Below are 22,614 nucleotides of genomic sequence, written 5' to 3'. Positions count from 1 at the left end.
GGCTGATGCAGCGGCGAGTTAGGCTTCTATGGATGAGGGTTGTCCGGCGGATCGGCGGCCGGAAGAGCCACCCGGATTTTCACCGGGTCCTTGTGGATAGGGGCCTATTAACGTGCCATTCGGTCGATGGCAACCCGCTGATAGGGGGATCAGCCGCCATCAGCCTCCGACAGCGGCGTCGATCAGCGCCTTGGCATCAGCACTGTCCCAGACGGCTGGGCCGTTCATGGCGCCGAGCAGGCAACCCTTTTCATCGATCAGAAGCGTTGCCGGCAGGCCAAAAGCGAGGCCTTCCTTCTTCATGATGTTGAAGACGCCCATGGAGCTGTCGCGATAGAGGCCAAGACTGTCGACACCGGTCTCCTCCAGAAATCCCCTGGGCTTGGTCGCATCCCCGGTGTCGATATTGATGGCCAGCACCTGAAAGGCATCGCTGCCCTTTTCCTTCTGCAGCGCATTCAGCGCCGGCATTTCCTCGCGGCAAGGCACGCACCAGGTGGCCCAGAGATTGAGCAGGACGGTCTTGCCGGCAAAATCATCAAGGGATTTTGCCTTGTCCTCTGCATCCACGAAGGACAGGCCCGCCAGCTTGCGCGGCGGATTGGCAGGAACCATGGCGGCCACTTCGCCCCTCGTGAAGGCCTTCAGCGCCTCGGCCGTCGCCACCTCGCCCTCACACTGGCCGACAGCAGCACTCTCAACCTTGCCAGACCCGGTCTCCTTCACGTATACCGCCACCGCGCCGGCAACGATCCCGGCGAACGCCGCAATCGCAATCAGCTTGACCGAGGGAAGGCCTAAGGGTCTCTTCTGAGTCATTCAATTCTCCAGGATCAGCAAGCATGGCCGAAGGCACCAAGGACGAAGGAACCTCCAACGCAATGTGGGGCGGCCGCTTCGCCTCAGGTCCGGCTGCGATCATGGAGGAGATAAATGCCTCGATCGGTTTCGACAAGAAGCTTTACGCCCAGGATATCCGCGGCTCTATAGCGCATGCGACCATGCTGGCGCATCAAGGCATCATCAGCGACGAAGACAAAATCAAAATCATCGACGGCCTGAACACGATTCTGTCAGAGATCAAGGAAGGCCGCTTCGAGTTCTCCCGCAAGCTTGAAGACATTCATATGAATGTGGAGGCGCGCCTTGCGACCCTGATCGGTCCGGCAGCGGGCCGACTGCACACCGCTCGCTCGCGTAACGACCAGGTGGCGCTCGATTTCCGGCTATGGGTCAAGGAAGAGCTGCAAAAGGTCGAAATCGCGCTGACGGCACTGATCAGCGCCTTCCTCACTCGCGCCGAGGAACATGCGGACACCGTCATGCCCGGCTTCACCCATCTGCAGACGGCGCAGCCCGTGACCTTCGGCCACCACTGCATGGCCTATGTCGAGATGTTCGGCCGCGATCGCGCCCGCGTGCGCCACGCGATCGAGCATATGGATGAAAGCCCGATTGGCGCCGCCGCATTGGCCGGCACGCCCTACCCGATCGACCGCCATATGACGGCCAAGGCGCTCGGCTTCCGCGAGCCGACCCGCAACTCGATCGACACGGTCTCCGACCGCGATTTCGCGCTCGAATTCCTGTCGATCGCCGCGATCTGCGCGACCCATCTCTCCCGGCTGGCGGAAGAAATCGTCATCTGGTCGACGCCGCAATTCGGCTTTATCCGGCTCTCGGATGCCTTCTCGACCGGCTCCTCAATCATGCCGCAAAAGAAGAACCCCGACGCGGCAGAACTGGTGCGCGCCAAGACCGGCCGCATCAACGGCTCGCTGATCGCCCTTTTGACCGTGATGAAGGGTCTGCCGCTCGCCTATTCCAAGGACATGCAGGAAGACAAGGAACAGGTCTTCGATGCCGCCGAAAGCCTGGAACTGGCGCTTGCCGCCATGACCGGCATGGTCTCAGACATGACCATTCGCGCCGACAAGATGAAGCAGGCCGCAGGCTCGGGCTATTCCACGGCGACCGATCTGGCCGACTGGCTGGTGCGCGAGGCAGGGCTTCCCTTCCGCGACGCCCATCATGCCACCGGCAAAGCCGTGGCACTGGCCGAATCCAGGGGATGCGATCTTGCGGAACTGAAGCTCGAAGACCTGCAGGCGATCAATCCCGCCATCACATCAGGCGTCTTCGACGTCCTGACCGTCGAGGCTTCCGTGGCGAGCCGCGTCAGCTTCGGCGGCACGGCACCTCAGGAGGTTCGCCGCCAGATTGCCTGGTGGCGCAGCCGAAACTGATCAACGCGCCTGACAGGCCCATCAAAAGAATGTGGGTGCACAAGGCGCGGATTTTTCGCTACAGGCTTTCATATGAATGGCTCGGCGCTCGATGAGGTCAAGGTGAAGACACTTAAAAGCATTGTGGTGACAACCGGATTGATTGCGAGCCTGCTGGTCATTCTGTCAGGCTGCGGCCGCAAGGCCGATCTCGATCCGCCTGACATGCCGATTGAGCAGCAGAACCAGCGCACCTCGAACCCGAAGAATACGGTCGAAGACCGGCCCTTCGTGCTCGATCGACTTCTCTGACAAGGCGCAATCTCCGTGAACCATTTCGAATATCGTGACGGCGTCTACTACGCCGAAAACGTGGCCGTTCCCACCATCGCGGAAGCCGTCGGCACGCCCTTCTATTGCTATTCGACGGCCACGCTGGAACGCCACTACAAAGTCTTCTCCAGGGCTTTCGAAGGCGTGGACGCGCTGGTTTGCTATGCCATGAAGGCCAATTCGAACCAGGCAGTCCTCAAGACGCTCGGCCGCCTTGGCGCCGGCGTCGATGTCGTCTCCGAAGGCGAGTTGCGTCGGGCTCTGGCCGCCGGCATTCCGGCCAACCGCATCATGTTCTCAGGCGTCGGCAAGACGCCGAGCGAGATGGATCTTGCGCTCGAGGCTGGCATCTACTGCTTCAATGTCGAGTCAGAGCCGGAACTCGAAGTCCTGAACCAGCGTACCGTCAAGGCCGGGAAAAAGGCGCATGTGTCGTTCCGCATCAATCCTGATGTGGATGCCAAGACCCATTCGAAGATCTCGACCGGCAAGAAGGAAAACAAGTTCGGGATCTCCTACGAGCGCGCCCGCGCGGTCTACGCACGGGCCGCAGAACTGCCTGGCATCCAGGTTTCCGGCATCGACATGCATATCGGCAGCCAGATCACCGAGTTGCAGCCGTTTGAAGACGCATTCCGCCTGTTGCGCGAACTGGTCGAGACCTTGCGCTCCGATGGCCATCAGATCGACCATGTCGATGTCGGCGGAGGCCTGGGCATTCCCTACAAGGACGACAACAATCCACCTCCGGAACCCGATGCCTATGCCCGGATCGTCAAGGATCAGCTGGCCGGCTTGAACTGCAAGATCGTTACGGAACCGGGCCGCCTGATCGTCGGCAATGCCGGCATCCTGGTCACTGAGGTCATCTATGTGAAGGATGGCGGGGACAAGACCTTCGTGATCGTCGATGCGGCGATGAACGACCTGATCCGGCCGACCCTTTACGAGGCGCACCACGAGATCAAGCCCGTGGTGCTGTCTGCGGCCAACGCACCGCGCATCCGCGCCGACGTCGTCGGCCCTGTCTGCGAGACCGGTGACTACCTGGCTTTGGACCGCGAAATGTCCATGCCCAAGCCTGGCGATCTTTTGGCGGTGGGCTCAGCCGGCGCCTATGGCGCTGTCCAGGCCGGGACCTACAACACCCGGCGGCTGATTCCCGAAGTGCTGGTCAAGGATGGCGAATTCCACGTGATTCGCCCCCGCTCCACCTATGAAGAACTGATCGGCCTCGATTCCGTGCCTGCCTGGCTCGACTGAATTGCGATCACATTTCAGGGAATTGCGATGAAAATGCCGGGGGTGCTCTGCTGCGCCCTCGTCTTCGCCACAAACGGTGCTATCGTTGCTGCATCATCTTTCGCGCTGGGGGATCGCCCCTGATGTGCAAAGGCCAACGGGAGACCTGATGGATGAATGCTCTCGATCGGGGCAGCAGCAAGCAAGGCGCCTTCCGCACCGACCCGTCGCTCGCGCGCCGCGTCGCGGTGAAGCGTTTCTTCGCACGGCTCGTGCTGTTTGCCGAGCGGCTTATCCCGCTGTTCCTCCCGGCCCTGGGCATTGCAGCAATCTTCGTGTCCATCGCCTGGTTCGGACTATTCCGGATGATGCCGGATTGGGTCCGATTCCCGCTTGTCTTCATCCTCATTTTCCTGGCGCTGGCGTCACTGCTGCCGCTACTGAAGGTCAGATGGCCACAGGCCTCCGATGCAGATCGGTTGCTGGAGGAGCGCAACAACCTTCCTCACCAGCCCGTCGCTGTTCAGGCCGATGTTCCTGCCTTCGACAACCCGGTCAGCCGCGCTTTGTGGGAAGAGCATCAGCGCCGCATGGCCAAGCGCATTGCCGATCTGGATGCAGGGCTGCCGCGACCTGATATCTCGCGCTATGACCGGTTTGCGCTGCGCGCCGTCCCAGCCCTGACCGTGGTGATCGCCTTTGCCTATTCCGGTTCCAATGGCGCCGGCAGCATCACGGACGCGTTTTTCCGAACTGCGTCACAGACACAGGCTCCGGGTCTTCGCCTGGATGCCTGGATCACCCCGCCATCCTATACGGGCCGCGCCCCCGTATTCCTGACCAGCCGCGATGGCGCGCTGGCACCGGAAGTCTCGGTTCCGCAGAACTCGACGGTCACCGTGCGCATCAGTGGCGGCATCGGTGAAGAAAAGGTGCTGTTCAAGCCTGAGGAAGGCGAGGCGATCGAGATCGCCGCCGCTGAGCCTGATGCCGCCGCCGCGGCACAACCTGCCGCCTCCTTGCCTGCTGCGTCTGTTGCGCGGTCCCATGAGTTTCAGATCGCCGACAGCGGTACGCTATCGATAAACGACCAGGCATGGAAAATCGGGATTATTGCCGACAAGGTGCCCGAGATCGCCTTCGACGGGCAGCCGAAGCGAAGCGTGAACGGCGCGCTGGAAATAGGCTTCACCGCGAGGGATGATTATGGCCTTCAGGCCGCCCATGCGGAGATCACGCCGGTCGATGCGGCCGAAGGCGCGACGCCGCTTTACCCGCTGCCGGAATACAAGCTTGACCTGCCGCGCATGAACGCACGAGAAGCCAAGGGGCTGTCCAGCCGCAATCTGTCGGAGCATCCGCTGTCGGGCAAGAAGGTGAGCATCGTACTGGTGGCGCGGGATGGCGCCGGTCAGATCGGCCGCAGCCCACCGCATGTAATGACCATGCCGGCCCGCAATTTCTTCGAGCCTTTGGCGGGCGCCGTGGCCGAGCAGCGCCAGGTTTTCGCCCTCGATACCAGGGCCATGCCGCGCGCGATCGCGCTGAACGAGGCGTTGACGCTACGCCCGGACGAAACCATTCCAAATCTCGGTCACTACCTGTTGATCGAGTCGGCTAGGGCGCGCATGACGCTCGCGCGCACGGAAGAGGACCTGAAGAACACGGCCGATTATCTCTGGGAAATCGCGCTGGGCATCGAGGACGGCGATCTGTCGCTGGCCGAGCAGCGGCTGCGGGATGCACAGAAGGCGCTGAGCGAAGCACTCGAGCGAAACGCGCCGGATGAGGAAATCGCCAAGCTGATGGACGAGTTGCGCGTGGCGATGCAGGAATTCCTGCAGGCGCTGATGGAGCGCGCACCCAACGCAAACCAGCCCCAGAACCAGCAACAGGCCCAGAACGTGCTGCGGCAGCAGGACCTGGAGAACATGCTGAACCAGATCGAGAACCTGGCCCGCTCGGGCAATCGCGATCAGGCCATGCAGATGCTCTCGGAACTCCAGCGGATGATGAACAATCTGCAGGCCGGACGACCCCAGCAGGGCCAACAGCAACAGCAGAACAGCCAGATGCGCCAGCAGATCGACAAGCTGGGCGAGTTGATGCAGGAACAGCAACGGCTGATGGACGAAACGTTCAGGCTGGACCAGGCATTGCGCGACCGCATGCAGCGGGGCGATCCTGGCGAAGGCGAGGATGGAGAGTTCCTGGACCAGCCGCAGGACGGCCAGCAGTCCCCGACGGACAGGATGACGGCAGAACAGCTGCGTGAAGCCCTGAAGCAATTGCGGGCGCAACAGGATGGGCTGGGCGACAAGCTGAAGGAACTTCAGGAAGGCCTCAAAGGCATGGGCATGGAGCCGGGCGAACAGTTCGGCGAGGCCGGCCGCGAGATGCGCGGCGCCGGCGAAGCCCTGGGCGAATCACGCGGAGGCGAAGCTGTCGAAGGCCAGGGCCGGGCGATGGAAGCGTTGCGCCAGGGTGCCCGCAACATGATGAACCAGATGATGCAGGCCATGCAGCAGGGTCAGCCGGGCGAAAGCCAGGGTCAGGGTCCGGGCCAGCAGGGTCAGGGCGGCCAGAACGGCCGGGATCCCCTTGGCAGACAGCGGCAGTTGGCCGGCCCCGATTACGACGGCGGCGTGAAGGTGCCTGACGTTATCGACGTTCAGCGCGCCCGTGAAATTCTGGAAGCGATCCGCGAAAAGCTGGGCCAGGGCGGAACGCAGGAAAACGAGCGTCGTTACCTGGAACGCCTGCTGGATCTCTGATCCCGCAGGCATAGCAGCTCGAAAGCGTCAGGCGGCGAGTGCCCGCGCCACCGCCTTGCGGATATCAGGCAGGGCGAACGGCTTCTCCACGACATCGATGATCTTTTCCATCAGGTCGTCGGCGCGCTCGCGCTGATCGGCATAGCCCGTCATCAGCAGGATCTTGATTCCGGGATAGCGCGATGCCGCCTGGTGCGCGAAGGCGATGCCGTCCATGACCGGCATACGAATATCCGAGAGAATGAGGTCGAAGCCGGCACCGTCGAGCTTTTCCAGTCCTTCCGCGCCATCGGCCGCTTCATGGGTCTCGTGACCGTCCAACCGCAGCGCACGGGCGACGAAGGAGCGGAGGGAATCCTCGTCTTCGGTGATCAAGATCTTGGCCATTCTGCTATCCCGTCAGTGAACTGTCCCGGGACGCAAATCACCAGTTATGTGTTTGCGATCGGTAAACAACTGACCTGAGGTGGCACAGGTGGTTAATGAGCCGTTGGCTTATCCGGATGTGCTAAACCATCTCGCGTGGGGGCATGAGGCCTGGATCGCCCCACGCCTTGACGTCACGCGTCGCCGGTGACGACGCCGACAAAGGGAAGCTCGCGGAAGGCATAGGCAACGTCCATGCCATAGCCGACGACGAAATAGTCTGGGCATTCGAAACCGACATAATCGGCTTCCAGCACCTCCTGGCGCTTCACCCGCTTGTCCAGCAGCACGGCAAGGCTGACATTGGCCGCGCCGCGCTCATACATCAGTTCCTTGGCAAACAGCAGCGTGCGGCCGGATTCCAGGATATCATCGATCAGCAGCACATTGCGGCCTTTCACATCGCTGTCGATGTCCCTGATGATGCGCACGCCCTTAGAGACCGTGCCCGTGCCGTAGCTGGACAGGGTGATGAATTCCACCTCGGGTGCAAGTCCGGCGTGATGCAGCGCGCGGATCAGGTCTGCCGCGAAGATGAAGGATCCCTTCAAAACTGAGATGACCAGCAGGTCTTCGCTCGGCCCGGCAGCAATCTGCGCCGCCAGCGCTTCATTGCGCTCGGCAATTTGTTCGGCGGTGAACAGGGGCTCGATGGTCTTTCCGCGCACTGTGATCATGATATCGCTCCTGTAGGCCAGCCGGCGGAATGATGCTTGAGCGCTGCCGCCGACATTTGAAGGCTGCGCGATAGCATGATCAACGCGCCAAGACATCCTGTTCAACGAAGGAAAGGCGCAAGTCCGGTGATTTTCCACCGGGATGCTGGATCCGCGCGGCAAATCCGCGACTATGCCCTTCTTCCAGCATCGCAATATCGGTGTCGATAAAGGTACTGGCGACCAGCCGACCGCCGTTCAGAATATCGGCCCGGATCCGCGGGACGGCTTGAGACGTCTCGCTGCGGTTTTCAACGATGCCGTTGATGAGCAACACGCGCATGCCGTTCCTGTCCTGCGGCGTCAGCGTGGCATGGGTTATATCCAGCCTCGGCGCGCCAGCCGATGGACTTGATGTCTGCGTCGCCGCCAGCCCGCTGGCCAGCATGAAGACGACACCGAATATCAGTGCCACCATGACGGCAAAAGCGCGCTCGGAAAAGCGCTCCAGAAAAGCCTCTCCCTGCAAGGCAAGGTGGGCGAACATGACCTCATACCGGGAATGGCCTTGACGGCCCGCCTGAGAGGGCTTGTTGTCGTTGCCCTGATGCCAAGAAGCGGTATGCGGCCTGTCGTCAATCACGACGAAATGCGCATCGCTGACGTCGTCTTCAAAACCGGCTGCAAGTTGCGATGCCGTCCGCTGGCGGTGCGAAGGTGGCAACACATCGAAGTCCTGATGCTGCGGCTCGCGCCGCATACGGAATGCGCCCATGGGTTTTCGCCTCCGGCCCAGCCTGTTGCGCCCAGCAAAATCTGGGCATTGAAACGAATCCTTCCCAGTCGTAAATTCAAATGGTTAATGCTTCGCTAAAGCCATGCCGCGGAAGCCTGCGGGCAAAGGCGCTTACCGGTTGTTAACCCTTTGTGTTAACAAGTCCCTGTTCTCAAATCTTGATAGGCTGGTTGCCCGTTGATCCATTTCGAAAACGTCGGCTTGCGCTATGGGATGGGTCCGGAAGTGTTGCGGGACCTGACCTTCGACGTGCCCAAACGGTCGTTCCAATTCCTGACCGGCCCCTCTGGCGCCGGGAAGACGACCCTGCTGCGCCTGCTCTTCATGTCGCTGCAGCCGACGCGTGGCCTCATCCGCAGCTTTGGCCGCGACATATCCCGGATTCCGCGAAACGAATTGCCGATGCTGCGCCGCAGGGTCGGCATCGTCTTCCAGGATTTCCAGCTGCTTGATCATCTCACCACCTATGAGAATGTCGCGCTGCCGCTGCGCGTGCGCGGCAAGGAAGAAAGCTCCTATCGCCAGGACGTGCTGGAACTCTTGAAATGGGTCGGATTGGGCGAGCGCATCAATGTTCTGCCTGCCGTCCTGTCTGGCGGGGAGAAGCAGCGCGTCGCCATCGCCCGCGCCCTGATCGACCGTCCGGAGCTGCTGCTGGCCGATGAGCCCACGGGCAATGTCGACCCGCCGATGGCGCGGCGCCTACTCAGCCTGTTCCTGGAGCTCAACCGCCTTGGAACCGCCGTCATTATCGCCACCCATGATCTGGCGCTGATGGATCAGGTGGAGGCCCGCCGGATGATTCTGACCGAAGGGCGGTTGGACATTTATGAATAAGATCGACAAGGCAGTGACGGGTCAGCCCGCGCCGACCCAGCCGCGGCGCCCACCGATGCAGGTGCGGCCGACCGGCCCCATTCTGCCGCCCGCAAACATCCAGGGCAACGCCCTGATGGTGGTGATCGCCATCATGGCGTTCCTGGCCTGCCTCACGCTCGGCGCCGTCAGCATGGTGCGTGCGACGGCCGCTGGCTGGCAGAGCCAGATTGCCCGCGAGATCACCATCCAGATCAAGCCCCAGGAAGGGCTGGATATGGAACAGGCACTCAATCGCGCGCGCGATCTCGCCATGACCTTCGTCGGCACTCGCAGCGGCCAAATCATGGACGACCAGGCCACCACTCGCCTCTTGGAGCCCTGGCTCGGCACGGGTCTCGATATCAACGACCTGCCCGTTCCACGCCTTGTCGTCGTGACCATCGACGAGGCCAATCCGCCCGACTTTGCCGCCATGCGGGATCTCCTGAAGGCCGAGGTGCCGCAAGCCTTCCTTGACGATCACAGGACCTGGGTGAACCGGCTGGTGTCGATGGCCAGAACCACGGTCATGATCGGCTTCGGCATCCTGTTCCTGGTGTTTACCGCGATGATCCTGACCGTCGTCTTCGCCACCCGCGGCGCACTGTCGGGCAACCGGCACATCATCGAGGTGCTGCATTTCGTCGGCGCGGAAAGCGCGTTCGTCGCCCGGGAGTTTCAGCGGCATTTCCTCAAGATCAGCCTCAAGGGCGCCGGTGCCGGCGGTCTGCTGGCGGCAGGACTGTTTGCCGTCGCGGGCTTCTGGCAGAACCAGACGATCGCGACCCCGGAGAGCGACCAGGCGGCCGCCCTGTTCGGCACCTTCAGCGTCGGCTTGCTAGGCTATCTCGGCATTTTCGCCACCATGATCGTCATTGCCTTGCTGACCACGGTGACGGCACGAATCACCGTCATGCGAACGATCTACGAAATCGACGCGATCCGGTCCGATCCCGCGCGCACCGACGGGTTGTTCAATGATTGAGGGCAACAGGCGCGAGCGCGCCAATATCCATGAACCTTACGAACCGGAGGCTGGCACAAACCCTGTTGAATTGCCACAAATCAGCCTGTTCGCAAACGTAGTTTGACGCTATTCACGTGATATGAAGGGGCAAATGACTGAAGAGGAACCATTGTCGGCGCACCCGCCGGGCAACGGCGACCGCGGGTTCTTCGACCGTCGCGGCCGGTTCCGGAGAATGCTCCGCATCGGCGGAATTCTGGCCGTGCTCTCTCTTGCGATCTTCATCGGCGGCTTCCTGCGATTTGCCGATTCCGTTGCAACCCTTGCCCCACCCGAAAGCCCAAGGGCCGACGCGATCGTCGTCCTGACCGGCGGCTATCAACGGATCGACCAGGCCGTGGAACTGTTGCGCGCCGGTTCCGGCAAGCGCCTGCTGATCTCGGGCGCTCATCCCTCGACCTCACCGGCCCGCATCCGCAAGATGACGCAGAGCTCCACCGACCTTTTCAACTGCTGCGTCGACATCGGCTACGATGCGCTTGATACCATCGGCAATGCCAATGAAATCACGCGCTGGATTCACGACAAGGGCTATCGCAGCGTTCTGGTCGTGACCAACAATTACCACATGCAGCGCAGCCTGATGGAACTGCGCCGTGTCGATCACGCCACCCAGTTCATCCCATATCCCGTCGTGAATACCGATATGAAATCGACGGATTGGTATGCCGATCCCGACCTGCTCAGGACCCTGATCATCGAGTATGGCAAGACGCTTATTGTCTATGCCCGCCAGCTTGCCGGCTGGGGCACCAGTCCGGGATTGAGAACCGGCGGATCGACCCAGTCGGGCGTCCGCACGCTGTTGATGCGTTCGCGCATGCTTCCGCTGCGATCCGATATCGTGTAGGCAAAGCGCTTCATTTCGGGGTAGCGGCTCTATGATTGCGTTTCGATCGATCCTTTTCAACACGGCATTCTATGCGAACCTGATCATCCGCATGATCGTTCTGTCGCCGATCTACTTCATCATCCCCCGGAAGATGGCGTTCGAAATTCCGAAGAACTGGGCGAAGTCCTGCCACTGGCTGATGCGTAAGATCGTCGGCACGACCTTCACCATCGAAGGGCTCGAGAACATTCCCCAGGGAGCCTACATTCTCGCGCCGAAACACCAGTCCTTCTGGGATACCTATGCCTTGCTGCCCTGGCTGGATGATCCGGTCTACATTCTCAAGCGTGAGCTGATGTGGATACCGCTGTTTGGCTGGTATGCCTGGAAGCAGCGCATGATCCCCGTCGATCGGGGCGCGCGGGGCAAGGTCATGGCCGAGGTCATGGTCCGCACCAAGGAAGAGCTGAAGCACGGCCGGCAACTGATCATCTATCCTGAAGGCACCCGTCGCGCACCAGGCGCGGAACCCGTCTACAAATATGGCATCGCCCGCCTCTACCGCGACCTGCAACTGCCCGTGGTTCCCGTTGCCATGCATCCCGGCCTGTTTTGGCCGCGGCGCAAGTTCTTCCGCTATCCCGGCCATTTCACGGTCAGGATCCTGCCGCCCATCCAGCCGGGAATGGATCCCGATGCCTTCTTCGATCACCTGATCGATACGCTGGAGGATGCCAGTGACGAACTTCTGGTGAAGACGGCAGAGGAAAACCCGAACCTGCCAATACCGCCCACCGCTGCTGCCCGCATAGCCGCCCTCAAATCCGGCGCGACCAAGGGCCATCCGCATCAGCATGGCAGCGAGGCCATCTAGGCTCCAAAAGACTTATGCAGCCGGCATGACCATGGCGGCAACCTGCTCCAGCCATTGATCGCGAATGCCCATCTCCTGCATGTGCGACAGCGTATTGGCGACATAGAGGTGATTGGGCCCTGATTTCCCCGAGGCCTGGCTGACGACCGCCGCAGCTTCTCTGACGTCAAGCGCACCGGCATATTGCTGATGCGCCCTGTCGACGACATAGGTCAGCGCCGGGACGCGTCGCCCGTCTTTCAGGGTCACCGGCAGCCGGCGCTCCAGATAGACATTTGTTACAAGTTCGCGTTCGCGCAGATAGGCGATGACCTCCTCGCGCACCGCATCAGCGACGCGAAAGGCAATGCCGCGGCAAGATCCACCGCGATCCAGTCCCAGCACCAGCCCCGGATTTTCAGGCGTTCCACGATGCACGAAAGAGCGGACACAGAGGGATCGACGATAGCCATTGGCCCGGGCCTCGATCCTCTGCTCATAGGCAAAGCCCGGATTCCACATGAGCGAGCCATAGCCAAATACCCAAAATTCGTCCATATCCGAGTTCAAAGCCTCACCCTTCGCTATTCGCACAACATTGGAGCGGCACATGCCAACGTCAAGCGGCGCGCCCCGGTCGACAACGAGCCGGAAATTCCTGAAGCTGGGGCTGACCATTGTCGCTGCCATCGCTGTCTACACGATCGGTTGGTATATTGCAGCCGATCAACTGAAAACAGGCATCCTGGCCTCGATCGAGAACGACACGACGACAGCGCCGAAAATCGCCTGCGCCGATCCGGCCAGCCACGGCTATCCCTTTCGCATCGGCGTTTTCTGCAGCAGCCTGCAGATAGACGACCTGCAAAATGGCGTGTCCGCCACCTTCGGAGCGTTCCGCTCTGCGGCCCAAGTCTATAATCCCTCGCACATCGTCTGGGAACTCGATGGCCCCGGCCAGATCCGCTCTGCCCTCGGCCTCACCGGCTCCGCCGAATGGTCAATGCTGCATGCCAGCACGAGAACCGGGGATGGCGGGCTGCAGGCAAGCTCTCTCGAGGTGAAGGACCTGAAGGCCAGCCTGACGGAAACCGTGAGTGGCCAGACATTCGATGTGGTTGCAGCCCGTGGCGAAACCCATGTGCGCCGCAATGAGGCCAATCTGGAAATCGCCTCGCTGCTGGAAAATGTTACAGGCACGGCCCGCGGCCTCGCGCAAGCACTGCCCCCCATTTCCGCCAGCGTCGATCTTGTCGTTACCGACCGGGCCACGCTGCTGAACGGCACGAGTGATTACCGTACGGCGCTCTACGGCGCCTCGGGAGAACTGCGCCGCTTCGTCGCGGATCTCGGCGAGGGTCGGGTGATCACCTTCAGCGGACCCTACTCGATTGGAGACGATGGCCTGATCTCAGGAGAATTCAACCTGACGATCGAGAAACTCTCTGCCTGGAATACGACGATTGCAGCCGCCTTGCCCGAGATGCAGCCCCTCGCCAACGCCGCGACCTCCATCTTGCGCTCGCTTGCCAAGGGCGCCGATACATCAAGCGCCCGCATCGTGGTGCAAAACGGCGTCGTGATGCTGAGCTTCATTCCGATCGGCACCCTGCCGCCGCTTTGAGGCGGCAGGGTCAGCCTTAAGCCTTCGGAGCCTTGGGGTCGAAGGCGTGGCGACCGAAATCAGGCACATTCACGTCCTGGCCGGCTTCGATGATCGAATGGCGGATCGCACGCGTGCGGGTGAAAAGCTCGAACAGCTTGTCGCCCTCGCCCCAACGGATCGCACGCTGCAGATAGGCAAGGTCCTCCGAGAAGCGCGCCAGCATCTCCAGGATGGCATCCTTGTTGTGCAGGCACACATCCCGCCACATGGTGGGGTCGGACGCGGCAAGGCGGGTGAAATCGCGGAAACCAGAGGCCGAATACTTGATGACTTCGGATTCGGTCACCGTCTCCAGGTCATCAGCCGTGCCGACGATGTTGTAGGCGATGATATGCGGCAGATGCGAGACGATCGCCAGCACCTTGTCGTGATGCTCCGGATCCATCTCGTCGACCTTGGACCCCAGCGCCCACCAGAAGACCTTGAGCTTGGAAAGGGCATCCGGATCGGTGCCTTCAACCGGCGTCAGGATGCACCAGCGGCCCTTGAACAGACCCTCAAATCCGGCATCGGGACCGGACTTTTCCGTGCCGGCCAGCGGATGGCCGGGAATGAAGTGAACGTCAGCCGGAATATGCGGCAGCATCTGGGAGATGACGGAGGCCTTGGTGGAACCGACATCGGTGACGATCGAGCCGGGCTTCAACGTTTCGGAAATCTGCTTGGCAATTGTCTCGGAAGCGCCGACCGGGACGCTGACAATCGTCAGGTCCGCATCGACAACCGCCTCGGTGGCAGACGTCACATAGGTGTGGCCAAGCTTGAGCTGTTCGGCCCGTCGCAATGTCTCGCGGCTGCGGCTTGAGATGATCACCTCGTTCGCGAGGCCCAGCGCCTTGATGTCGCGGGCAATGGATGAGCCGATGAGCCCGATGCCGATCAGGGCAATCTTGTTGAACAGAACCGTCTTCATGCCTTGCGCCCCATGAACTCGCCAAGCGTCTCGATCACGCCCCGATTGGCTTCTTCGCTGCCAATGGTCATGCGCAGCGAGTTCGCAAAGCCATAGCCCTTCACCGCCCGCAGGATATAGCCGCGGCTGGTCAGGAAGGCATCGGCGTCGGCAGCGCGCTTGCCATCGACATCGGGGAAATGCATCAGCACGAAATTCGCAACCGACGGCGTGACCTTCAACCCAAGGTCTGTCAGCGCATGAGTCAGCTTGTCGATCCACAGCAGGTTGTGCTCCACGGCCTTGTCGACGAAGTCCTGGTCACGGATCGCGGCGGCACCGGCAGCAATTGCCGGAGCATTGAGATTGAACGGCCCGCGCACACGGTTCATCGCATCGATGATAGCAGCCGGCGCATAGATCCAGCCGATGCGTAGGGCAGCAAGACCATAGACCTTGGAGAAGGTACGGGTCATGACCACGTTGCGCGCCGAGGAAACGAGCTCGATCCCGGCCTCATAGTCGTTGCGACGAACATATTCGGCATAGGCCGCATCCAGGACCAGCAGCACATGCTTCGGCAGACCGGCATGCAGCCGGCGAATTTCGCTGGCCGCCACATAGGTACCGGTGGGATTGCCGGGATTGGCAATGAACACGATCTTGGTCTTCGGCGTCACCGCAGCCAGCACAGCGTCCACGTCGACGGTGCAATCCTTTTCCTTGGCAACCACGGGCGTGGCACCCGCGCCCATGATCTGGATCTTGTAGACCAGGAAGCCATGCTCGGTGATAACAGCCTCATCCCCGGGGGAGAGGTAGACGTGGCAAAGCAGGCCAAGCAGCTCGTCCGAGCCATTTCCACACAGGATATTGGAGAGGTTCAACCCATATTTTTCCGCGATTGCCTCGCGCAGCGCCATGGCCTGGCCATCGGGATAAAGCTCCAGATGGCCGGCGCCCTGGCGGAAGGCTTCGATCGCGCGCGGGCTCGGGCCCATCGGCGTCTCGTTGGATGACAGTTTGAACACCCGTGCAACTCCAGGGGCATGCTCCTTGCCCGGCACATAGGCGGCAATATCAAGAATTCCCGGACGGGGGACGGGCTGGTTCAACTCGCTGCTCATCGCAATGGCTCTTTCTAGAAACGGGACAGGCCGAAGCCCGATCACGACGCCTTAAAGGACGCCGTGTGGATTAAAGCTGAATGCTGGATTTGTCGAGGCCGCTACGCGTCGTCGGCACGCCCTGCGGCGCCAGGACTGGGGCAAAGACACGCCGCGATGCCCGCGCCGCAACCGGCAGCCCCTGATAGAGACGCTTCTGCGCCTCTACCAGGATGACGCCGGAAAAGGCTGGCCAGACGATCCGTCCCATGCGTTCGAACCCGCGCCGGAGCTTGAGGATCGTGCGGATCTTCGAGGGCGGAAAGAAAAGCGCCTCCGCGCTGGCACTGGGCGTGAAATTGGTTTCCCGCAGCAGCCCGGTAAGCTGACCGCGCGAATATGGCCGGCCCGATCCGAAAGGCGTGTGCTCCAGCCGCGCCCAGACGCCGCGCCGGTTGGGCACGACGATGACGAGCCGTCCCCCCGGCGCCAGAATGCGCCAGATCTCCTTCAAGGTCTCGCGCGGGTTCTCCGCAAATTCCAGCGAATGCACCATCAACACCCGATCGATGCTGGCATCCGGCAGAGGCAGTTCTTCGTCAAAGACGAGGGCGGTGGAGGAAAGCTCGCCCACCGGCCAGTTCACCGCCCCCTGCCCGGCGGGCATGAACGCGAACGTGCGCTCGGTATCACCACGCAGGCGATCCAGAAACGGCACGGCATATCCCAAACCAACGAGCCGCTCCTGCGGCAATCGCGGCCACAGTGTACTCAGCGCCATCGATATGGAATGCTCCGCCAGGCGGCCGAGCGTCGAATGATAGAATTCCCGGAGATCGACGATATCGACTTGCATGGCTTAATTGATATCAGGCGCCCGTTGGACTTCAAGCATGAAGACGCTACATTCGCCGCATCTGCCATCAATCGGATTTTCAGCATGAAATCGCTCGAACTGGAAATTTTCATGTGCCGGAGCGACAACTTCGGCGTGCTCCTTCATTGTCCTGACAGCAATCTGACGGCCGCGATCGACGCGCCCGAGCTGGAACCGATCCTCAGCGCCGCAGAACGTCGCGGCTGGAGCCTCACCCATATCTTCACCACGCACCATCATGGCGACCATGTCGAAGCAAACCTGGCCCTGAAGGAACGCTTTGGCTGTGAGATCATCGGCCCGCGCGACGAGGCCGTCGCGATACCCGGCCTCGACCGTGCGATGGGCGACGGGGACAGCTTCGAGTGGGGCAGCCATCGCGTCAACGTCATCGAAACTCCAGGTCATACAGCGGGCCATATTTGCTATCACCTGCCCGACAGCAAGCTGCTGTTTGCCGCCGATACGCTGTTTGCCCTGGGCTGTGGGCGCCTGTTCGAGCGCCCCGCGTCCGACATGTGGCATTCGCTTCAGAAGCTGGCCGTTCTGCCCGATGAGACTGCCGTATATTTCGGCCACGAATATACCCTGTCCAATGCCCGCTTCGCACTGACCATCGATCCCGACAATGCCAGGCTGCGGCAGCGGGCCGCCGAGATCGAAGCCCTGCGTGCCGAGGGAAAATTCACAATTCCCACAACGATTGGTCTCGAAAAGGAAACCAACCCCTTCCTGCGCGCAGCCGACCCGTCCATCAGGCGCGGCCTCCTCATGGAAAGCCGCACCAATGAAGAGGTGTTCGCCGAAATCCGCAAGCGCAAGGACAATTTCTGATGAAAGCCGAGGATATCATCACAGCCCTTGCCATGCAGCCCCATCCGGAAGGTGGCTGGTTTGTCGAGACCTATCGCGATCCGGCCGGCGGCAGGCGTGGCCACTCGACCGCGATCTACTACCTGTTGAAGTCAGGCGAACGGTCTCACTGGCACCGGGTTCGGGATGCCGCAGAGGTTTGGCACTACTATGCCGGGGCGCCGCTTGCGCTCTACAGTTCGGAGGATGGCTTGACGGTAGAGACCATCGTCTTGGGCGCAGATATATTGCGCGGCGAGCGTCCGCAAGCTGTCATTCCGGCCAATGGCTGGCAGGCGGCGGAAAGCCTGGGCGAGTTCACATTGGTGGGTTGCACCGTCGCCCCGGGCTTCGACTATGCCAGCTTCGAAATGGCATCGCCGGAGTGGGAACCAGGTAAGAATTAAAATGCGCCAGTCAGGGCCAGCACCAGAACCCATTGCGCGATGAAATAGCTCCCCCAGACGATGAAACCCGTAACCCGCCGCAGCGGCTGGTCATCGGACAAGGTGAAGGTTTCCATGGCCAGCACGGCATCCGAGGTGAGAAACAGCGCCGCTCCGATGAACACCATGGGCGACGGCACGATCAGCGATAACAGGCCCATGACCAGCATGGCCGCGCTATAGGCCGCGACCGCCGGAGCAAGCGTGCCCGCGGGCTTCCAGAGGTTTTTCAGCAGCACGATCGTTGACAGCACGATGAGCACGGCGCCAACCCAACGCCATGGATCGTCCTGCACCACCGCGTAATTTCCCGCCTGATAGAACTGGATGGAATACAGGATCAGGACAAAGAGAAAGCACCACAGACCGATCACGAACCGCCGCTCGCCCTTGAAGGCGAGCACGACATCGCCAATGGCGGCAATCAGCATGGTGGCGATCAGCAGCAGAGGCCCGTTGGTTGAGAGCAGGTAGACCGCGAACAGGACATTCGCCGATGCCTTCGCCGCAGCGCGGAAATTGCTTTCCGGGCGCGTCAGGATGAAGAAATAAGCGGCGCCACAGATTATGGCTAAATAAAGAAATATCATGGCAACAGTGTGATGCCTTGTCGCTTCGTCGTCAAGCCGGCGACAAGGGCAAGTCTCCCGAAAGCCGCCACCGTTTTCCGGACAAAAACATGCCGAAGGTCTCGCCGTGCTTTATCCGCCGCGCCGAAGCAGCATGTCCTTTGCCGCCAGCACGGCGCCTCCGGTGATCAGGATGCAGGCGATCAAGACCCGCAGGCTGGGCTCGCCAAATCCAAAACCTATCAGGACAAGCGTGGACAGGAGCGGAGCGGCATAGCTTGCCGCGCCCAGCACCTGGATATCGCCGTTCTTCACACCGTAGTCCCAGGCATAGAAGGCGGCCCCGACGGGAAGCAGGCCGAGCCCGATCACGGCAATCCACTCGCCCGTGCTTTCCGGCCAGACGGTCGTCTCAAGCCCGAGGTGGCAAACCAGCGATAGCACCGATGTCGCCAGACAAAACGCGGTGACAACATCGGTGGACACAGCCGCAAACTTCCGCGACATCAGCGAATAGGCTGACCAAGTGAATGCGCAGGCCAGTGCCGCACCATAGCCGAGTGCATAGGCTCCCTCGAAGGACACGCCTTTGCCGGCCACGATAAGCGCCGTGCCGGCAAGGCCAAAAACGGTGCCGGCCACATGATACCATCGCAGCCTCTCACCGGGCAGCAAGGCTGAGCCGACGACGATAAACAAGGGCCAGAGATAGGCAATCAGGCTGGCCTCAACGGCCGGCGCGTTTCTCAAGGCGGTAAAATACAGGAAGTGATAGCCGAACAAGCCAGCAATGCCGGTGATCCAGACCTTGGCAGGCTGCTTCAGGTGCGACAGCCTCTCGGGACGCACCGCAAAGATCACGATGCCCGGAAGGGCGCCGATGAAAAACGTAATCGCGGTCAACTGGAACGGCGGCATCTTGCCGGAGGCAGCGGTGAAGAGCGCAAGAAAGGCCCACATCAGGATCGCGGTAAATCCAATCAGCGTGGCTTTCAGTTTCATGGCCTTTTCCCGGCGGGAAACGGCCCGCGCCTCCGTCAGCCGCCCAATGCGACGGCCTTGATATGCAACGGACCGACCCGTGTCGGCACGCGTGCATAGACCGGAGCGTATACCTTCAGGATGTCATTCTTGGCAAACCAGATTTCCATGCCGGTCGCCTTGCTCATATACTCGATGTCATCGCGGCCCTTGCGATAACCCGACTTGGGAACGTAGCGGACCCCGCAAACGACCACCTCTGTCTCGACCTTGTCGAGCTTGACCTTTTTCGTGCCCTTGGGGGCCAGCACGAGGTCCATGCGGCTTTCACCGTCATAGACGGGCACGGTGCGCGGGCACAGTGCGCCGCTTTGCGGCAGGATCAGCCCGGTGATCGGATCAAACACCGCCTTCAGATCGTTGTCGCTCACCGGTATCCAGGTATCGGGCCGACCATTGGGCTTGGGTTCCAGTGTGGTCTCGGTCACATTGCCGTTCTGGTAGCGCACGTCATAGGTCCTGACGACACGCCCGGACTTGTAGACCAGGGAATAGCGGCGCGCCTCCATCCGGTTTCGCGCAAGCCGTCCCGAAACACTGGTCTGCGCAGATATGTCAGTGAAGACATCGACAAGGCCAGCGGCATTGAAGCTGCCGGAGATGGTGTAGTTTTTCTTCGAGACCTCCGTCACGAAGGAAGCCTTCGCTACCGTCATGCCTGCCAGCGTCACGCTGTAATCGGTCTGGTAGCGGATATCGTCCGCCTTGACGGCGCCGGCAGTGAGGGTCAGTGATATCGACGCGACAAGAGCAAGCGCATGGCGCAGCATGGGTTCAAATCCAGCAAGAGTTGGGACAGGAAGCGGTGACTTTGGCGTGCAGACGTCATTTATGGCCGAGACTGTGGCAATAAAATAGCATGTTCTTCGATCGCAATGCGAGAAATTCCAAGGTTTGGCTTGACGGCGCCGACCAGTCTGACTATAGAACCGCAACTTTCCAATCATGCTCATTGGGATTGCCGCCGTGCGTTTGCTGGCTTGCACACCCGATGACCGAGAGAATAGGTGTACCATGTCCCGTAGTTGTGAATTGACCGGCAAGGGCGTCCAGACGGGCAATAACGTCAGCCACGCCAACAACAAGACCAAGCGCCGCTTCCTGCCGAACCTGTGCGACGTCACGTTGATCTCTGATGCGCTTGGCCAGCGTTATCGTCTGCGCGTTTCGGCAGCAGCCCTGCGCTCGGTCGAGCATCGTGGCGGCCTCGACGCCTTCCTGCTGAAGGCCAGCGAGAACGAACTGAGCATGCGCGCTCGCCTGCTGCGCCGCCAGATCGTCAAGAAGACTGCAGAAGCCGCGTAAGCTGCACTGATATCTTCTATAAGTCTTGAAGGCTTGACCGGCATTCGTCGGCCAGGCCTTTTCATTTGACATCATCATCCCTCCAACTGGTGGCATCACCCAGGATAAAAAAATGCTGAACATGAAGCATATTGCTGTCTACAGCCTTTTGATGACCGCGATCGTGGTCGCCTCGAACTTCCTCGTGCAGTTCCCGCTTTCCGGCACACTGGCCGGCATCAGCCTGGGCGACCTGCTCACCTACGGCGCCTTCACCTATCCCGTCGCCTTCCTGATCACAGACCTGACCAACCGGCAGTTCGGACCATCGGCTGCGCGTAAGGTGGTTTTCCTGGGCTTCGTGGTCGGCGTGGCCCTGTCCTTCATCACCTCGCAGCCTCGCATTGCGATTGCCTCCGGCTCTGCCTTCCTGGCGGGCCAGTTGCTCGACATCACCCTCTTCAATCGCCTGCGCCAGCAGTCCTGGTGGAAGGCTCCATTGGTCGGCTCGCTGCTGGGTTCGGTGCTGGATACCGCGATCTTCTTTTCGCTCTCCTTCGCGCCCGCCTTCGTGTTACTCGGTGCGAACGACGAGTTCGCGATCGGCTCGGCACCGATCCTGGGCGTGCTCGCAACGGAAGCCCCGCGTTGGATCTCCTGGGCGCTCGGCGATTTCGCGGTGAAGATGCTGGTGGGCCTTGCCATGCTGCTGCCCTATGGCGCGCTGATGAACGTGCTGAAGCCGGTCAACGCTGCCCGGACCGCCTGATAGCTTACTGCAGCAACCTGAACTCCAGCATCAGGTTGCGCTGCAGGATCGAGTGATTGTCATCCGACACAAGGATGATACGCGTGGAGCCATCAGGGCCGGTGAAGACATCGAGCCCCTCCATGTTGTCGATCTGGTAGCCGGAGCCAGCCTCCAGCAGGATTTGCGGCTCGATTACTGCCCCGGGGCGAATATCCCCCGCCGGGATCCGCGCAATCCGCATGGCAACACCAGTGGCGAGGGAAAACCGGCGTTGCAGCAGCAGCATGTCGCCATTGGCCAGAAAGGCGCCGTCCGTCACGTCATAGTCGTCCCGTCGCACGACCGAAAACGCGCCCTTCAACGGACCGTCTAGGATCCCGGCATAGAGGCGCCCATTCTTGTCCACGCTCTTCTCGGCGATGGCCACGGCAGCCCCCTTCAGCGGACTGCCGGATGGCGCAACGGCGAGCGCTTCCAGCCCGCCATTGCCACGCAGCCGCGAGGTGGGAAATGGCAACGGCAGAGATCGACGCGGACGCGATGTGGAAAGCTCACTGCCGGAATAGACATCGACACGGTGCCATTGCTCGAAGCCGACAAGAATATCGTTCTGCCTCAGCGCCAGGCTCTCGGCGTCCATGCGGGATTTGCCGGGATCCGTCCCGCCGGAAGCGTTCAGCATCTTCTCCATGGAAACGCCGGAAAGGCCGCTGATGCGGCCGGATGCGTCACGTTCCAGAGCGCCCCATATCCAGTGACCGGTATCGAGAACGCCGACGAAATTGCGCCCGTCTCCACGCGTGCGCAGGCCCGACCAGGCGCCGAACAAGCGCTCATCAGGCGAATTCATCTCGATGCCGCCAAGGAATTCGAAGGGACCGAAACGGGTTTCTTCCGAACCGTTTCGAAACTGCGTGATCTGCCGACTCTCGACAACCGCCTGCTCGGCACTTGCCGTCAGGCTGGAGGTGGCGAGCAAGAGGGCGGCGAGAAGGCTGATGGAGCGAAGGTGCAAAGGTGATGCCTGCGGGTTCGAATCTGGTTTCCGTTATGCCATCGATCTTGCATAGCCGCAAAGTGCGATGTTACGGCCAGTGATCTCAGGGCC

25 protein-coding genes and 1 other annotated feature are annotated in these 22,614 nt (G+C 61.1%); of the genes, 13 read left to right on the top strand and 12 right to left on the bottom strand.

Translation table 11 applies throughout. The features are described from left to right. Window positions 1–37 precede the first annotated feature (37 nt). Window positions 38–93 (bottom strand) — a sequence feature (sul1 is cis-regulatory element that is thought to sense ions involved in sulfur or methionine metabolism; They are found in Alphaproteobacteria). Between the two features lie 66 nt (window positions 94–159). Beyond that, window positions 160–819: a thiol:disulfide interchange protein TlpA gene (locus B9A97_RS10200; RefSeq protein WP_084365216.1), complete on the bottom strand. Its 660-nt coding sequence runs from the start codon at window positions 817–819 to the stop codon at window positions 160–162. 23 nt (window positions 820–842) lie between these two features. On the opposite strand from B9A97_RS10200, the gene argH reads away from it, so the two are divergent. From argH to B9A97_RS10180, 4 genes are all read left to right on the top strand, one after another. Further along, a complete protein-coding gene (gene argH / locus B9A97_RS10195) occupies window positions 843–2,246 on the top strand; it encodes an argininosuccinate lyase (RefSeq protein ID WP_084365215.1) in 1,404 nt (467 codons plus the stop codon). Between the two features lie 102 nt (window positions 2,247–2,348). Further along, entirely contained in the window at window positions 2,349–2,537 is a 189-nt protein-coding gene (locus B9A97_RS10190; RefSeq protein WP_143530393.1) for an LPS translocon maturation chaperone LptM, read from the top strand. A gap of 15 nt (window positions 2,538–2,552) precedes the next feature. Continuing rightward, window positions 2,553–3,821 carry a diaminopimelate decarboxylase gene (gene lysA / locus B9A97_RS10185; RefSeq protein ID WP_084365213.1) on the top strand — a complete coding sequence of 423 codons (1,269 nt, stop codon included), beginning with the start codon at window positions 2,553–2,555 and terminating at the stop codon, window positions 3,819–3,821. Between the two features lie 152 nt (window positions 3,822–3,973). After that, window positions 3,974–6,574, top strand: coding sequence for a TIGR02302 family protein (locus tag B9A97_RS10180; protein ID WP_084365212.1), 2,601 nt, complete (start codon window positions 3,974–3,976; stop codon window positions 6,572–6,574). A gap of 27 nt (window positions 6,575–6,601) precedes the next feature. Here B9A97_RS10180 and B9A97_RS10175 read toward each other — a convergent pair whose 3' ends face one another. The 3 genes from B9A97_RS10175 to B9A97_RS10165 form a co-directional block, all read right to left on the bottom strand. Further along, a complete protein-coding gene (locus B9A97_RS10175) occupies window positions 6,602–6,961 on the bottom strand; it encodes a response regulator (protein WP_084365211.1) in 360 nt (119 codons plus the stop codon). Between the two features lie 173 nt (window positions 6,962–7,134). Further along, window positions 7,135–7,677: a hypoxanthine phosphoribosyltransferase gene (gene hpt / locus B9A97_RS10170; RefSeq protein WP_084365279.1), complete on the bottom strand. Its 543-nt coding sequence runs from the start codon at window positions 7,675–7,677 to the stop codon at window positions 7,135–7,137. A 79-nt stretch (window positions 7,678–7,756) separates the two neighbouring features. After that, a complete protein-coding gene (locus tag B9A97_RS10165) occupies window positions 7,757–8,431 on the bottom strand; it encodes a hypothetical protein (protein WP_084365210.1) in 675 nt (224 codons plus the stop codon). 198 nt (window positions 8,432–8,629) lie between these two features. On the opposite strand from B9A97_RS10165, the gene ftsE reads away from it, so the two are divergent. From ftsE to B9A97_RS10145, 4 genes are all read left to right on the top strand, one after another. Continuing rightward, entirely contained in the window at window positions 8,630–9,289 is a 660-nt protein-coding gene (gene ftsE, locus B9A97_RS10160) for a cell division ATP-binding protein FtsE (RefSeq protein ID WP_084365209.1), read from the top strand. Then, entirely contained in the window at window positions 9,282–10,295 is a 1,014-nt protein-coding gene (locus tag B9A97_RS10155) for a cell division protein FtsX (protein WP_084365208.1), read from the top strand. Before ftsE ends, B9A97_RS10155 begins: the two co-directional genes overlap by 8 nt. A gap of 133 nt (window positions 10,296–10,428) precedes the next feature. Further along, entirely contained in the window at window positions 10,429–11,187 is a 759-nt protein-coding gene (locus tag B9A97_RS10150; RefSeq protein WP_084365207.1) for a YdcF family protein, read from the top strand. A 31-nt stretch (window positions 11,188–11,218) separates the two neighbouring features. Further along, a complete protein-coding gene (locus B9A97_RS10145; RefSeq protein WP_084365206.1) occupies window positions 11,219–12,043 on the top strand; it encodes a lysophospholipid acyltransferase family protein in 825 nt (274 codons plus the stop codon). Between the two features lie 12 nt (window positions 12,044–12,055). On the opposite strand, the gene B9A97_RS10140 is transcribed toward B9A97_RS10145, so the two are convergent. After that, window positions 12,056–12,592, bottom strand: coding sequence for a gamma-glutamylcyclotransferase (locus B9A97_RS10140; protein ID WP_143530392.1), 537 nt, complete (start codon window positions 12,590–12,592; stop codon window positions 12,056–12,058). Window positions 12,593–12,632: 40 nt separating this feature from the next. On the opposite strand from B9A97_RS10140, the gene B9A97_RS10135 reads away from it, so the two are divergent. Further along, a complete protein-coding gene (locus tag B9A97_RS10135; RefSeq protein ID WP_084365204.1) occupies window positions 12,633–13,646 on the top strand; it encodes a DUF2125 domain-containing protein in 1,014 nt (337 codons plus the stop codon). Between the two features lie 16 nt (window positions 13,647–13,662). Here B9A97_RS10135 and B9A97_RS10130 read toward each other — a convergent pair whose 3' ends face one another. The 3 genes from B9A97_RS10130 to B9A97_RS10120 form a co-directional block, all read right to left on the bottom strand. Further along, window positions 13,663–14,601: a prephenate/arogenate dehydrogenase family protein gene (locus B9A97_RS10130; RefSeq protein ID WP_084365203.1), complete on the bottom strand. Its 939-nt coding sequence runs from the start codon at window positions 14,599–14,601 to the stop codon at window positions 13,663–13,665. Further along, entirely contained in the window at window positions 14,598–15,707 is a 1,110-nt protein-coding gene (gene hisC / locus B9A97_RS10125) for a histidinol-phosphate transaminase (RefSeq protein WP_084365202.1), read from the bottom strand. Before hisC ends, B9A97_RS10130 begins: the two co-directional genes overlap by 4 nt. Before the next feature lie 70 nt (window positions 15,708–15,777). Continuing rightward, window positions 15,778–16,542, bottom strand: coding sequence for a class I SAM-dependent methyltransferase (locus B9A97_RS10120; RefSeq protein WP_084365201.1), 765 nt, complete (start codon window positions 16,540–16,542; stop codon window positions 15,778–15,780). A gap of 84 nt (window positions 16,543–16,626) precedes the next feature. On the opposite strand from B9A97_RS10120, the gene gloB reads away from it, so the two are divergent. Beyond that, window positions 16,627–17,397: a hydroxyacylglutathione hydrolase gene (gene gloB / locus B9A97_RS10115; RefSeq protein WP_084365278.1), complete on the top strand. Its 771-nt coding sequence runs from the start codon at window positions 16,627–16,629 to the stop codon at window positions 17,395–17,397. Beyond that, on the top strand, window positions 17,397–17,822 hold the full coding sequence (locus B9A97_RS10110; RefSeq protein WP_084365200.1) for a cupin domain-containing protein: 426 nt from the start codon (window positions 17,397–17,399) through the stop codon (window positions 17,820–17,822). Before gloB ends, B9A97_RS10110 begins: the two co-directional genes overlap by 1 nt. On the opposite strand, the gene B9A97_RS10105 is transcribed toward B9A97_RS10110, so the two are convergent. The 3 genes from B9A97_RS10105 to B9A97_RS10095 all read right to left on the bottom strand — a co-directional run bounded on the left by B9A97_RS10105 (window position 17,819) and on the right by B9A97_RS10095 (window position 20,241). After that, window positions 17,819–18,451 (bottom strand): lysoplasmalogenase family protein, encoded by a 633-nt coding sequence (locus tag B9A97_RS10105; protein WP_084365199.1) that lies wholly within the window; start codon window positions 18,449–18,451, stop codon window positions 17,819–17,821. The two genes, B9A97_RS10110 and B9A97_RS10105, sit on opposite strands and share 4 nt — an antisense overlap. A 111-nt stretch (window positions 18,452–18,562) precedes the next feature. Next, the gene (locus B9A97_RS10100) at window positions 18,563–19,432 is read right to left on the bottom strand and encodes an aromatic amino acid exporter YddG (protein WP_084365198.1); all 870 of its coding nucleotides are present in this window, start codon (window positions 19,430–19,432) and stop codon (window positions 18,563–18,565) included. 35 nt (window positions 19,433–19,467) lie between these two features. Beyond that, a complete protein-coding gene (locus B9A97_RS10095; RefSeq protein ID WP_084365197.1) occupies window positions 19,468–20,241 on the bottom strand; it encodes a DUF3108 domain-containing protein in 774 nt (257 codons plus the stop codon). Between the two features lie 244 nt (window positions 20,242–20,485). Here B9A97_RS10095 and rpmB point away from each other — a divergent pair, with 244 nt between their 5' ends. Continuing rightward, window positions 20,486–20,776: a 50S ribosomal protein L28 gene (rpmB, locus tag B9A97_RS10090; protein WP_084365196.1), complete on the top strand. Its 291-nt coding sequence runs from the start codon at window positions 20,486–20,488 to the stop codon at window positions 20,774–20,776. A 112-nt stretch (window positions 20,777–20,888) separates the two neighbouring features. Beyond that, a complete protein-coding gene (locus B9A97_RS10085; RefSeq protein WP_084365195.1) occupies window positions 20,889–21,524 on the top strand; it encodes a VUT family protein in 636 nt (211 codons plus the stop codon). Between the two features lie 4 nt (window positions 21,525–21,528). Here B9A97_RS10085 and B9A97_RS10080 read toward each other — a convergent pair whose 3' ends face one another. Next, entirely contained in the window at window positions 21,529–22,521 is a 993-nt protein-coding gene (locus tag B9A97_RS10080; RefSeq protein WP_084365194.1) for an esterase-like activity of phytase family protein, read from the bottom strand. Window positions 22,522–22,614: the final 93 nt, after the last annotated feature.

Origin of the sequence: Rhizobium sp. RU36D (genome assembly GCF_900176345.1) — a bacterium.
Lineage (GTDB): Bacteria > Pseudomonadota > Alphaproteobacteria > Rhizobiales > Rhizobiaceae > Allorhizobium.
The sequence above is the reverse complement of the archived record's forward strand: the minus strand, read 5'-3'. Positions and strand labels throughout refer to the sequence as shown.